The 13,516-nt window shown below is 60.3% G+C and carries 10 protein-coding genes and 1 pseudogene; 4 read left to right on the forward strand and 7 right to left on the reverse strand.

The window, feature by feature from the left end; genetic code table 11:
* Positions 1-203: 203 nt before the first annotated feature.
* Both ACIP1X_RS20795 and ACIP1X_RS20800 read left to right on the forward strand, forming a co-directional pair.
* Positions 204-1,841 (forward strand): 5-guanidino-2-oxopentanoate decarboxylase, encoded by a 1,638-nt coding sequence (locus ACIP1X_RS20795; RefSeq protein ID WP_400754754.1) that lies wholly within the window; start codon positions 204-206, stop codon positions 1,839-1,841.
* Positions 1,841-3,289: an aldehyde dehydrogenase family protein gene (locus ACIP1X_RS20800; RefSeq protein ID WP_400754769.1), complete on the forward strand. Its 1,449-nt coding sequence runs from the start codon at positions 1,841-1,843 to the stop codon at positions 3,287-3,289. Before ACIP1X_RS20795 ends, ACIP1X_RS20800 begins: the two co-directional genes overlap by 1 nt.
* A gap of 125 nt (positions 3,290-3,414) precedes the next feature.
* Here ACIP1X_RS20800 and ACIP1X_RS20805 read toward each other — a convergent pair whose 3' ends face one another.
* Positions 3,415-4,344 (reverse strand): AraC family transcriptional regulator N-terminal domain-containing protein, encoded by a 930-nt coding sequence (locus ACIP1X_RS20805; RefSeq protein WP_400754756.1) that lies wholly within the window; start codon positions 4,342-4,344, stop codon positions 3,415-3,417.
* A 369-nt stretch (positions 4,345-4,713) separates the two neighbouring features.
* Here ACIP1X_RS20805 and ACIP1X_RS20810 point away from each other — a divergent pair, with 369 nt between their 5' ends.
* The gene (locus ACIP1X_RS20810) at positions 4,714-5,067 is read left to right on the forward strand and encodes an antibiotic biosynthesis monooxygenase family protein (RefSeq protein WP_400754758.1); all 354 of its coding nucleotides are present in this window, start codon (positions 4,714-4,716) and stop codon (positions 5,065-5,067) included.
* Positions 5,068-5,110: 43 nt separating this feature from the next.
* Positions 5,111-5,353: a hypothetical protein gene (locus ACIP1X_RS20815; RefSeq protein ID WP_053123283.1), complete on the forward strand. Its 243-nt coding sequence runs from the start codon at positions 5,111-5,113 to the stop codon at positions 5,351-5,353.
* A 4-nt stretch (positions 5,354-5,357) separates the two neighbouring features.
* Here the strand turns inward: ACIP1X_RS20815 and ACIP1X_RS20820 are convergent, their stop codons facing one another.
* The 6 genes and pseudogenes from ACIP1X_RS20820 to ACIP1X_RS20845 form a co-directional block, all read right to left on the reverse strand.
* Positions 5,358-5,987, reverse strand: coding sequence for a flavin reductase family protein (locus ACIP1X_RS20820; RefSeq protein WP_212543918.1), 630 nt, complete (start codon positions 5,985-5,987; stop codon positions 5,358-5,360).
* 275 nt (positions 5,988-6,262) lie between these two features.
* A complete protein-coding gene (locus ACIP1X_RS20825) occupies positions 6,263-6,517 on the reverse strand; it encodes a hypothetical protein (RefSeq protein ID WP_400754762.1) in 255 nt (84 codons plus the stop codon).
* Positions 6,518-6,910: 393 nt separating this feature from the next.
* Entirely contained in the window at positions 6,911-8,230 is a 1,320-nt protein-coding gene (locus ACIP1X_RS20830; protein WP_159812555.1) for an MFS transporter, read from the reverse strand.
* A 306-nt stretch (positions 8,231-8,536) separates the two neighbouring features.
* Entirely contained in the window at positions 8,537-9,865 is a 1,329-nt protein-coding gene (locus tag ACIP1X_RS20835; protein ID WP_400754765.1) for a sigma-54-dependent transcriptional regulator, read from the reverse strand.
* Positions 9,865-11,625, reverse strand: a complete 1,761-nt coding sequence (locus ACIP1X_RS20840) for an ATP-binding protein (RefSeq protein ID WP_400754767.1) — start codon at positions 11,623-11,625, stop codon at positions 9,865-9,867. The genes ACIP1X_RS20835 and ACIP1X_RS20840 overlap by 1 nt, the downstream gene beginning before the upstream one ends.
* Positions 11,626-12,125: 500 nt before the next feature.
* A pseudogene (locus ACIP1X_RS20845) lies at positions 12,126-13,436 on the reverse strand (fumarate hydratase); the annotation flags it as partial.
* Positions 13,437-13,516: the final 80 nt, after the last annotated feature.

The raw sequence follows: 13,516 nt of genomic DNA on the forward strand, positions 1-13,516 counted from the left end.
CATGGCTAGTATGACTTTTAATCGATTGTTGCGGCTACCTGCCGACCGTTCAATGAGCCCATTCCACGGATCATTGTGGGAGCGGGCTTGCTCGCGAAGGCGTCCTGTCAGCCGACATCAGCGTTGAATGACACACCTCTTTCGCGAGCAAGCCCGCTCCCACATGGGTTCGGTGTTTCAATCGAACAAGAAGGGCAATCGACATGGCGACGTGTGGCGAAGTACTGGTCAAGTTACTCGAAGGTTATGGGGTCGAGCAGGTGTTCGGCATTCCCGGGGTGCACACCGTGGAGCTGTATCGCGGGCTGGCGCGTTCGAGCATTCGTCACGTCACCCCTCGCCATGAGCAGGGCGCCGGTTTCATGGCTGACGGCTACGCGCGCACCGCTGGCAAACCGGGTGTGTGCTTTATCATCACCGGCCCGGGCATGACCAACATCACCACCGCCATGGGCCAGGCCTACGCCGATTCGATCCCGATGCTGGTGATTTCCAGCGTGCAATCGCGCAGCCAATTGGGCGGCGGTCGCGGCAAGCTGCATGAGCTGCCGAACCAGAGCGCACTGGTTTCAGGTGTCGCGGCGTTCTCGCACACCTTGATGTCCGCCGCTGAATTGCCGGTGGTGCTGGCGCGTGCGTTTGCCTTGTTCCAGGCCGGTCGTCCACGTCCGGTGCACATCGAAATTCCGTTGGACGTGCTGGTCGAAAACGCCGATGACTTGCTCACCAGTGTGCCGGTCAATATCGACCGCGCCGGTGCTGCGCCAAACGCAGTCAAGCGCATGAGCGAATTGCTCGCCGGTGCCAAACGTCCGCTGATTCTCGCCGGTGGCGGGGCCATCGACGCCGCGCCGGAACTGACCAAGCTCGCCGAGTTGCTCGACGCTCCAGTGGCGCTGACCATCAATGCCAAAGGCATGCTGCCGGGCAACCATCCGCTGCTGATCGGTTCGACCCAAACGCTGGTCGCCACCCGCTCGCTGGTCGCTGATGCTGATGTGGTGTTGGCCATCGGCACTGAATTGGCCGAGACCGATTACGACGTGACCTTCGCCGGCGGTTTCGAGATTCCCGGCAAACTGCTGCGCATCGATATCGACGCCGACCAGACCGTGCGCAACTACTCGCCGCACCTGGCGCTGGTGGCCGATGCGCGCAACACCGCGCAAGCGTTGCTGAACTCGCTGTCGCAGGAAAAACTGGATGAGCGCAGCAGCGATTGGGGTCAGGCCCGCGCCGGCAAACTGCGCGCCGAACTGGCCGCGAGCTGGGATGCGCCGACCCTCGCGCAAACCCGTTTCCTCGACACCGTGCTCGATGAATTGCCGAACGCTGTGTTCGTCGGCGACTCGACGCAACCGGTGTACACCGGCAACTTGACGTTCAACCCAGATCACCCGCGCCGCTGGTTCAACGCCTCGACCGGTTACGGCACCCTCGGCTACGCCTTGCCGGCCGCGATCGGTGCGTGGCTCGGCGGCCAACTCGACAAAGGTGCGCGCCCTCCGGTGGTGTGCCTGATCGGCGACGGCGGGCTGCAATTCACCCTGCCGGAACTGGCCAGCGCCGTCGAAGCGCGGGTGCCGGTGATCGTCCTGTTGTGGAATAACCAGGGTTACGAAGAGATCAAGAAATACATGGTCAACCGCGCCATCGAGCCGGTCGGCGTGGACATCTACACCCCGGATTTTGTCGCGGTCGCCAAAGGTCTCGGCTGCGCGGCTGAAGCCATCAGCAGCATCGAACAACTGCGCAGCGCGTTGCGCAGTGCAAGCGATCGTCAGGGCCCGACCCTGATTGAAATCGACCAGAGCCAATGGATGCAGGCGGTGGCGCAATGATCAGTTTCCCAACCACACTCGATGGCCTCTACATCAATGGCCAATGGTCGGCGGGTGGCGAACATCTGCGCGTGATCAACCCGGCCACCGAAGCGCTGCTGACCACAGTCAATGGCGGTGAAGAACACGCGGTCGATCAAGCCGTCGCCGCTGCCAGCGAAGCGTTCAAGAGCTGGTCGCAAACCACTGGTGTCGAGCGCGGCGCGATTCTGCGCAACATCGCCAACGGCGTGCGCAGCGGCCGCGAGCATTTGATGAAGTTGCAGTCGAGCAACAACGGCAAACCGCAATTCGAAGCGGCCATCGACGTCGATGACGTGATCGCCACCTTCGAGTATTACGCCGAACTCGCTGAAGGCCTCGACGCGAAACAGGACAGCAATGTGCCGCTGCCGAGCGATGATTTCAGCGCACGCCTGCGCCGCGATCCGTGCGGTGTGGTCGGGCTGATCGTGCCGTGGAATTTTCCGATGGTCACTACCGCGTGGAAGCTTGCGCCGGCGTTGGCGGCGGGTTGCTGCGTGGTGCTCAAGCCGTCGGAAGTGACGCCGCTGCCGGAGCTGGAACTGGCGGCGATCATTGCTGAATCGGGACTGCCGAATGGCGTGTTTAATCTGGTCTGCGGTACCGGTTTGGCGGTCGGTGCGCCGTTGTCGGCCGATCCGCGTATCGCCAAGATTTCCTTTACCGGCAGCAACGCGGTCGGCGTGCAGGTCATGCAGCGCGCGGCGGAAACGGTGAAGGGCGTCAGCCTGGAATTGGGCGGCAAATCTTCGCTGCTGGTGTTGGCGGATGCTGATCTCGATCTGGCGGTTGAGCTGGCCTGTGGCGGCGCGTTTTTCAATGCCGGGCAGATGTGTTCGGCCACCAGTCGTGTGTTGGTGGCTGAGGAGTTGGAAGAGGAATTTCTCGCTCGTTTGCAGAAGCGTGCGCAGGCGATTCATGTGGCGGATCCATTTGATCCTGAAGTGGAAATGGGCGCGCTGGTCAATCAGGCGCAGTACCAGCGCGTGCTCGGGCACATCGATCGTGGGCTGAGCGCGGGTGCGCGATTGGTCTGCGGCGGTAATCGTCCGGCGGATCTGCCGCGTGGCTATTTCTTGCAGCCGACGGTGTTCACCGATGTGCCGCTGGACAGTGCGTTGTGGTGTGAAGAGATTTTCGGGCCGGTGGTTTGCGTGCGCAGCTTCAGCAGTGAAGCCGAGGCGATTGCGCTGGCCAATGACACGCCGTTTGGCTTGGTGGCGAGTGTGGTGACGGCGGATGCTGTAGCGGCGGATCGTGTGGCCAATGCGTTGCAGGCGGGGATGGTGTGGATCAATGCACCGCAAGTGATCTTCCCGCAGGCGGCGTGGGGTGGGTATAAGCAGAGCAGTATTGGCCGCGAGTTAGGGCCTTGGGGATTGGCGGCGTTTCAGGAGATCAAGCATGTGATTCGCGCGGTTTGATCATAGACATGTATTGACTGAACCGGCCTCTTCGCGAGCAAGCCCGCTCCCACATTTGGAATGCATTTCCCTGTGGGAGCGGGCTTGCTCGCGAAAGGGCCTTCAGCCGCAATACAAATTCCGGTTCACACCGAAAGCCGCAACCGCGCCAAATCCCGCAACGGCGGCGCCCCAAACAACCGACTGTACTCGCGGCTAAATTGCGACGGACTCTCATACCCCACCCGATACCCCGCCGCCGAAGCTTCCAGCCCTTCGGCCAGCATCAACCGCCGCGCCTCCTGCAAACGCAGCTGCTTCTGATACTGCAACGGACTCATCGCCGTCATCGCCTTGAAGCGGTGATGCAAGGTCGACACACTCAGGTTCACTTCCTTGGCCAAATCATCAATGCGCAGCGGCTGTTCAAAATTGCCGTTGAGCCATTTGATCGCCTGGCTGATGCGATGGCTCTGGCTGTTGGCAATCGCGATCTCATACAAACGATGGCCCTGCGGACTGCGCAGCAGGCGATACAAAATCTCCCGACGAATCAGCGGCGCGAGCATGGCGATGTCTTTTGGTGCGTCGAGCAAACGCGCCAGACGCAGCACCGCGTCGAGCATTGAACTGTCGATCTGCTCGACATACAAGCCACGTCCGGTCGGTCGAGTCGGGACGCCCATCGGCCCGGCGTCGGCGATCAGTGCGGTGATTTCCGCCGGATCAATATCAAGGCGCACGGCAAGAATCGGTTCCTCCGGCGACACGTTAACCACGCGCCCGCTCAGCGGCATCGAAACCGACACCACCAGATAATTCAGCGGGTCGTAATTGAAGTATTCATCGGCCAGCCGCACTTCTTTACGACCCTGCGCCATGATGCACAGCGCCGGTTGCGCGAGCACCGGGGCAAAGTCGTGGGATTTGGTGTGGCGTGACATAAACAGCGAACCGATAGCGGTCTCGTAGCTGCCATCGTCGGTGGTGTTGCGGCGGATGATCGCCGCCAGTTCCGCACGCTGTTTTTCCATGTCAGCGCTGGGTTCGGCTTGAAAACGATCGAATGACGTCATGCACGGCATCCTCGGCAAGGGAGGTGGAATGGAGCAGAGCATATGTTTGTGCAAGCGCCAGCGGTAGACACATCCTGCGAAATGCTTGCCTGATTCTGCATCGCGATATTCCTCAACCATGACGCGACGCCGGACTGTAGGAGCTGCCGCAGGCTGCGATCTTTTGATTTTTGTCTTTAAGGTCAAAAGATCGCAGCCTTCGGCAGCTCCTACACGGGATGTGTGTTAACTCAGGTTCAGGCAAGTCTCGCAGGATTGTGCAACGCGGCGGCAGGAATCGACTAACGGCACTCAGCGTCTGGCCCTTAACCTTTGATCCTGTCGCAGCCCGTCCCCCGGCTGCCACGCGACTCCCTGGGAGGGTTGAACATGTCCAAGCAGATTCCCGTCAGTCATATGGCCTTCGTCCGGGCGCGCGCCGGGCGTTCGGCGGAACTCGGTGTACGCCTGAGCGCGTTGATCGAGCCGTCCCGCACCGCGCCCGGTTGCCTGAGCTTTGCCTTGCAGCATTCGCAGTGTGATCCCGAGTTGTGGCTGGTCTCCGGGTTCTGGAGTAATCAGCAAATGATGACCGCATATTTCAACAGCCCGTCGATGGGTATCTTCGCCGAGCTGGTGCAGGAACTGGTGGTCAACAGTCTGGATTTCCACACCTTCAAAGACGTCTCGGCGGCACAAGCGCTCGGCCAATCTCCGGCAGCGGTACACAAACTCGTCGGTTGAGGGTTTAATGTCCGGCTTAATTGACTGAGCCAGGACTTGCGACATGGCACGTAAAGAGTTCGAACACTTCGAAGCAGTATCCGCAGTCGTCCCCGTCGAACTGGGTGGCAACAAGGGCTATTACGCGGCAATCGCGGTCAAAGCCCTGGTCGATGGCGGTGCACCACGCTTTCACAAACTGCTGAATGACCAGGTCTTCCCCGGCGCCATCGCCGCCGATGAGGCTGCCATCAATGAGCTGGATAACCTCAAAGGCGTCACCGAAGAAGCCGAGTTGATCTGGTAACGCGTTACTTGTTTGCGCCCGGACGCCACATCTTGAACAGGGCCTCAGGCCCCAACTGGAAGTAATCCGCCGGCCCACCGCCGCGCAGAATCGGTTCTGCCGCGGCGGTGTCGTAGATGCCGTCCTTCAACAGCCATTTGGCGATATGCACGGCGACCACTTCGCCGAGGATCAGCCAGCTCGGCACCGTTTCGCCATCAGCACGCTGCAACTGAATGATCTGCGTGACCTTGCACTCGAAGGACACCGGGCTTTCGGCCACGCGCGGCACCGAAATCACCTTCGACGCAACAGTCGTCAGTCCCGCCAATTCAAACTCGTTGACCTCAGGCGCGACCATCGCGCAGCTCTGGTTCATCTGCTCGGCCAACGGGCGCGTGGCGAGGTTCCAGACGAATTCGCCGGTCTGCTCGATGTTGTTCAGGCTGTCTTTGCGCCCGACGCTGGAGAAGCCAATGATCGGCGGAATGTAGTTGAACGCGTTGAAGAAACTGTACGGCGCCAGATTGAGTTGGCCGTTGGCATCCTGCGAGGAAATCCAGCCGATCGGGCGTGGGCCGACGATGGCGTTGAACGGATCGTGCGGCAGGCCGTGGCCGTTGGCGGGTTCGTAGAAATGGATGTCATCGGGCATGGCGGGGGGATCCTGAGGGGACTTTGTTGAGGGTTCAATAGTGCAAGCCTGACGCGGCAATTTCCAGTCGAACGATCATTTTCCAAACCCTGAAATCCCCTGTGGGAGCGGGCTTGCTCGCGAAGGCGGCGTGTCAGTCGATATCACTGTTGAATGACACGCCGCCTTCGCGAGCAAGCCCGCTCCCACAGGGGATTCCGGTGCATTCGGAATTTATGTTTTCCCACAAATAACTAAGCCCGGCCGAAGCCGGGCTGTGCGCTGTGCAGCAGCGATTAGCTGATGGAAGCGGATTGGGTGCGGTCATAACCGTCGGCGGCGAAAGTCGCGGAGCCGGTGCGGTCGTAGCCATCTTCAGCAACAGTCGCCGAACCGGTGCGGTCGTAACCATCAGCAGCGACAGCGGCAGAACCCGTGCGGTCATAACCATCAGCAGCAACAGCGGAACCGGTGCGGTCGTAACCGTCGGCGGCGAAGGTGTTGGCAGCCAGTACGGACAGGGCGAAGGCGAGGATCAGTTTGGTTTTCATGGTCGTGTACTCCGAATGCGTTGGGGGTGTGTGTCTTGCTTGGGTTTAATGCTACGCCGATCAATTCGATTAAAAAGCGCAAAATAATGCTAAAAGCTATCGATTAAATTGATGTTAAGAGCGGCGCATTTAAATCGCTTACGTCGTCGAAGCGAACGTCGCGCAGGTCATCGATCAGGTAGGGGCAGGATGCCGCGCCAGTATTAATTAGCGATTAATGGCGGGTGGGGGCGGGTGACAGATTTTTCATGCAGGGCTTAAGAATGTGGCGACCCCTTCGCGAGCAGGCTCGCTCCCACAGGGGATTTGTGGTGATCACAGATCCAATGTGGGAGCGAGCCCGCTCGCGAAGAGGCCATCACAGCCACCGTTGCAGTGGCTGTGAAAACCCAATCAGTCAGTCACGATACGCGAATGCTTCTGGGTGTCTTTCATGGTCACGTACACCAGCAGCGACACGGCAATGCACGCCGTCACGTACCAGTAGTAACCGGTTTCCATACCAATGCTCTTGAACCACAGCGCGATGTATTCAGCGGTGCCGCCGAAGATCGACACGGTCAGTGCGTACGGCAGGCCGACGCCCAGCGCGCGGATTTCAGTCGGGAACAGTTCGGCCTTCACCACCGCGTTGATCGAGGTGTAGCCGCTGACGATGATCAGCGCCGCCATGATCAGGAAGAATGCGCCCCACCAGGTTTGAATGGTGTGCAGGGTCATCAGGATCGGCACGGTGAAGATCGTGCCCAGCACGCCGAAGGCGATCAGGATCGGACGACGACCGATCTTGTCCGAGAGGCCACCGATGATCGGTTGCAGGCACATGAACAGGAACAGCGTGGCTGCCGAAATCGTGGTCGAGTCGGAGATGCTCATGCCGACGGTGTTCACCAAGTATTTCTGCATGTAGGTGGTGTAGGTGTAGAACGCCAGCGTACCGCCCATGGTCAGGCCGACCACGGTCATCAATTCCTTTGGATGACGCATCAAGGTGCGCATTGCGCTTTCCTTGGACTTCTCTTTTTTGGTGAACGACTCGGTTTCTTCCATGCCGCGACGCAGGTACAGCGCAACCACTGCGCACAGTGCGCCGATGGCGAACGGAATACGCCAGCCCCACGCGTACAGCTGTTCAGTGGTCAATACGTTTTGCAGCACGATCAACACGCCGAGCGCGATGAGCTGGCCGGAGATCAGGGTCACGTACTGGAAGCTGGAGAAGAAGCCGCGACGTTGCTTGGTCGCCATCTCGGACAGGTAGGTCGCCGAGGTGCCGTACTCGCCACCCACCGACAGGCCTTGCAGCAGACGGGCGAAGATCAGCAGGATCGGCGCGCCGATGCCGATGGTTTCGTAGTTCGGGCTGAGCGCGATCAGCAGCGAGCCGAAGCACATCAGGTAGACCGAGGCCATCAGCGCTTTCTTGCGCCCGACCTTGTCAGCGTAGAGGCCCATCAGCCAGCCACCGATCGGACGCATGAGGAAGCCGACGGCGAAGATCGCAGCGGTGTTCATCAGTTGTGCAGTGGAGGAACCGGCAGGGAAGAAGGATTTGGCGAAGTACAGCGAGAAGGCGGCATACACATACCAGTCGTACCACTCGACCATGTTGCCGACGGAACCGCTGAAGATCGATTTGATCCGGCTGGCGGTGGTTCTTTCTTTGGCGGGCACGGCAGCCGACCCAAGTGGCAGGGCGTTGGAGTTATCCATTGAAGGATCCTTCGTTTAATTGTTTTTGTGGAGCGCGTTAAAACGCAGCCTGCGTGGGCTATAGCAGGAGGTGTGCCAACGGGGGGAGGGGCGGTTTAGAGGGGTTGACGGGATCGGGTGAGCGGGAATCCGCTCATCGCAGAGGATCTATGAGCGGAATATCGCTCACTCCGATCATTCCCACGCTCTGCGTGGGAATGCATCAACGGACGCTCTGCGTTCGGCTCTGGTGGGGACGCAGAGCGTCCCGGGCTGCATTCCCACGCGGAGCGTGGGAACGATCAACAGAAAATCCCCAATCCTGCCTCACTCAACCAAAAACATCTCCCGACTCAACCCATGCCGCTGCATCTTTTCATTAAACGTCCGTCTTGGCAGTTGCAGCTCTTCAAGCACCGCTTTCACATCACCCTTGTGCCGTGTCAGCGCCGCGCGCAAACACTGCGCTTCAAACGCTTCCTGCTGCGCCGCCAGCGATTGCCCCGGATCAATCCCCGGCGCCGGTTCATCCAGCCCGAGCACTTGCCGTTCGGCAACGTTCGCCAACTCACGCACATTGCCCGGCCAGTCGTGGCTGAGCAGATGACTCAACTGCGCGCCGCTCAACGGCGGAAAAGTCCGCCCCAAGCGTTCAGCCGCACTCTGCGCAAAGGTTTCAAACAGCAACGGAATGTCTTCACGACGATCACGCAGCGGCGGCAAGCGCAACTCCGCAACGTTCAAGCGATATGCCAGATCCTCACGAAAACGCCCGGCCCGCGCCTCGTCGAGCAAATCCGGTTTGGTCGCCGCAACGATGCGCAGATCTACGCGAATACTCTGGTTCGAACCCAAGCGCTCGAGCTTCTGTTCCTGCAACACCCGCAGCAATTTCACTTGCTGGGCCAACGGCATGCTTTCGATTTCATCGAGAAACAACGTGCCGCCAGACGCGTATTCCAGCTTGCCGATGCGCTTGCCCGAGGCTCCGGTAAACGCGCCGCTCTCATGCCCGAACAACTCCGCTTCAAACAACTGCTCGGGGATCGCCGCGCAGTTCAGCGCCACAAACGGCTTGTCCGCACGCGGGCCGAAATCATGCAGGCAGCGCGCAACCAGTTCCTTGCCACTGCCGGTTTCACCGCGGATCAACACGTTGACCGGCAGCGCCGCCAGATCGAGCACTTGCCGACGCAGTGTCTGCAAACCACGCGACACCCCGAGCAACGTCGAATCGAGTTTGGCGCGGTTGTCGGCTTGCTCGTGCAGCGCGCGGTTTTCCAGTACCAGGCGGCGTTTATCCAGCGCCCGGCGCAGGCTGCCCAACAGCGTTTCCGGGCTGAACGGTTTCTCCAGAAAGTCGTACGCACCATCGCGCATCGCTTCCACCGCCATCGGCACATCGCCATGGCCGGTGAGCAAAATCACCGGCAGATCAGCATCGCGTTTTTTCACTTCCGCCAACAGCGCCAAGCCACCGATGCCGGGCATGCGCACGTCGCTGAGGATCACGCCGGGGAAATGCGCGGGCAGGGCGGCGAGGCATTCTTCGGCGCGGCTGAACAACTGCACCTCGAACCCCGACAGGCTCAGCCACTGCTCGACCGCATTGCGAATGCTGCTTTCGTCATCGACCACCATCACCGAATTGAGCATCAGATACGCGCCTCCAGATCGATCGGCAGCGTCAGGCTGAACACCGCGCCGCTCTCGCCATTGTCGGCGCTCAGGCGACCGCCGGATTCATGCACGATGGCGAAGGAAACCGCCAACCCCAGGCCCAAACCGTCGCCTACCGGTTTGGTGGTGAAGAACGGATCGAACACCTGGCTCAGATGCTCTTCGGCAATGCCGCCGCCATTGTCGATGACGCTCAGGCGCCACAATTGTTCGTCGACTTCCAGACGAATCTCCAGACGCTTGCAGGTTTTGCCTTGCATCGCATCAAGGGCGTTGCGCAGCAGATTGATCAGCACTTGTTCGAGACGGATCGCATCGCCGCGCACCCACGCCGGCCGCGTCAGGTGCAACACCAGACTGACCTGTTCGTCACGCAGACGCGCATCGAGCAATTGCAGCGCCTGATCGACCACCGTGGCCAGATCCAGACGCTCGCGCAAACCACTCGGGCTCTTGCGCGCGAACGTTTTCAGATGACCCGTGAGCGCCGCCATGCGCGTGAGCATCTCGTCCACCGGTTTCAACGCTTTGTACGCATCGTCGACGCGGCCATGGTCGAGCAGCAGCCGCAGAGTCGCCAGTTGCATGCGCTGAGCGGTCAGCGGTTGATTGATTTCGTGGGCCAGCGCCGCCGACATCTGCCCCAGCGCCGCGAGTTTGGCCGATTGCACCAGACCGTCCTGCGCGGTGCGCAAATCGCGGGTGCGTTCTTCGACCAATTGTTCGAGTTCTTCGCGGCTGCGCTGACGCATCTTCGCCAGACGCCAGCGCTGATTGAGGAACAACAGCAAAAAAACCAGCGCCAGCCACACCCCGGCAGCGGCGAGCCCGGCGTTGCGCAAATCTTCGAAGGCCACCTGCGGGTGACGCAGCAGATGCAACGTCCAGCCTTCGGCGGCCAGCGGCAACGATTCCCACAGATAGTCCGCCGTGCCTTGCGGGCCTTCAACGCGGCGTAGATCGCTGTTGTCGTCAAAACTGCGCAGCGCCAGATGCGTCAGCGGCACCAGCGCTTGCTTGTCGTATTGGCGGGTGGCTTTGATCTCGGCCATGTCGCTGGAACTCAGCGGTCGCAGCGCGCGATAGCGCCAGCCCGGCTGATTGGCGATGAAGATGATCCCGCGCGCATCGCTGACCAGCAGCGTGTCACTGCCCTGGCTCCATTCACGTTCCAGCTCGGGGAATTCCAGCTTGACCACCATCGCCCCGAGAAACTCGTCCTTGTCGCCCAACACCGCGCTGGACAGGAAGTAACCGGGAATGCCGCTGGTCACGCCCACCGCATAAAAACGCCCGGTGCCCTGCGTGCGGGTCTGACTGAAATAGGGGCGGAAGCCGTAGTTGTGGCCGACGTAACTGCTCGGCAGCCGCCAGTTGCTCGCCGCCACGGCAAGGCCCGTGTGGTCGAGCAATTCAAGGGTCGAGGACTGCGCCGCACCGTTGATCTTTTCCAGCTTCAGATTCAGCGTCGCCTGCTCTTCGGCATCCACTGAACCTGCCAGCGCCGAGCGCAATTGCGGATCCAGCGCCAGCACGGCGGGCAAGGCGCGATAACGGTCGATCAGGGTGTGCAACGAGTTGGCGTACAACGCCAGTTGCTGATTGGCACGCGCCGCATCTTCCTCCAGCGCCTGACGTTCGGCGTGGCGGATGGCAAGGGTCGCGGCAATGGCCGCACCGGCGACGATCAGCAGGGAATACAACGACAGACGCAAGGTACGGGAAGTCGGCAGCATGCTGGGCAGATGGGTGGCAGGTCGGGCGGGAAAGATAGCATGGGCGGGCATGGCGGCCCATGAGTGCGCAGGTAATCGTACGGTGACCTCGGATTTCTTCGGTTACGCAAAGGAATCCATTGGGATTGGGTTCGGGGTCTTGTCTCTTTTGAAGAAGCCTTTGAATTGTGTCCACCAGGAGTTATCTGCTTGAACGCTATCACCGGCTGCGGATGCGAAGTCGTTCAGCGAGCCACTGATCGAGGATCTGGCTCCCAGACTTTCATTATTCACAGGTTCGACCACGTCTGCAGTTGCGCTGAGCATGGTTTTTTCAAGTCTACGAACCGTTCGAGAAACTCTCTCACCGATTCACCTACCGGCGTCCCGGTGGTGATGCGTAGTTGGACTGACAGGTGCGCAAGATCAATTTATATGCTTGCACAAGATTTTTATCACGAAATGCAAAAGGCCGGTTCATCCTCGCAGATGAACCGGCCTTTTCAGTGCTGCAAAAAAACTTACTGCACTTCTACCGCCAGGCTTTCGCTAATCTTCTGTTGCCAGATCGCAGGGCCGGTGATGTGTACCGACTCACCTTTGCTGTCTACCGCAACGGTGACCGGCATGTCTTTGACTTCGAACTCGTAGATCGCTTCCATGCCCAGTTCGGCAAACGCCAGTACTTGCGACTTCTTGATCGCCTGAGCCACCAGGTAAGCAGCGCCGCCAACGGCCATCAGGTACACCGCTTTGTTGTCCTTGATCGCTTCGATTGCGGTAGGGCCGCGCTCGGATTTGCCGATCATGCCCAACAGGCCGGTTTGCTCAAGGATCTGACGGGTGAACTTGTCCATCCGCGTCGCGGTGGTCGGGCCAGCCGGGCCAACCACTTCGTCACCGACCGGATCAACCGGGCCAACGTAGTAGATGAAGCGACCTTTGAGGTCGACCGGCAGTGTTTCACCCTTGTTGAGCATCTCGACCATGCGCTTGTGCGCGGCGTCGCGCCCGGTGAGCATTTTGCCGTTGAGCAGGACGGTTTCGCCCGGCTTCCAGCTCTGCACGTCTTCCGGGGTCAGGGTGTCGAGGTTGACGCGACGGGCCGACGGGCCGGCTTCCCAGACGATTTCCGGGTAGGCGTCCAGCGGTGGCGCTTCCAGCGAGGCCGGACCTGTACCGTCGAGCACGAAGTGTGCGTGACGGGTGGCGGCGCAGTTCGGGATCATGCACACCGGCAGCGAGGCTGCGTGGGTCGGGTAGTCCATGATTTTCACGTCGAGCACGGTGGTCAGGCCACCGAGCCCCTGGGCGCCGATACCCAACTGGTTGACCTTCTCGAACAGCTCCAGACGCATTTCTTCGATGCGGTTCTGTGGGCCACGGGCTTTCAGCTCGTGGATGTCGATGGATTCCATCAACACTTCTTTGGCCATCACCGCAGCTTTCTCGGCGGTGCCGCCGATGCCAATACCGAGCATGCCCGGTGGGCACCAGCCGGCGCCCATGGTCGGAACGGTCTTGAGCACCCAGTCAACGATCGAGTCGGACGGGTTGAGCATGGCCATTTTCGACTTGTTCTCGGAACCGCCGCCCTTGGCCGCCACGTCCACTTCCACGGTGTTGCCCGGGACGATGGAGTAGTGAATCACGGCAGGGGTGTTGTCCTTGGTGTTTTTCCGAGCGCCCGCCGGGTCGGCGAGGATCGAGGCACGCAGGACGTTTTCCGGCAGGTTGTAGGCGCGACGCACGCCTTCGTTGATCATGTCGTCCAGGCCCATGGTGGCGCCATCCCAACGCACGTCCATGCCGACGCGCACGAACACGGTAACTCCGGCGAGACTTCAAGCAATTGAACGCCTGGAGTCGAAGGGGCAGTAGTTGTCATGCCGCGGATGATAACAATTTTTAT

Origin of the sequence: Pseudomonas sp. NPDC088885 (genome assembly GCF_044750025.1) — a bacterium.
Lineage (GTDB): Bacteria > Pseudomonadota > Gammaproteobacteria > Pseudomonadales > Pseudomonadaceae > Aquipseudomonas > Aquipseudomonas rustica.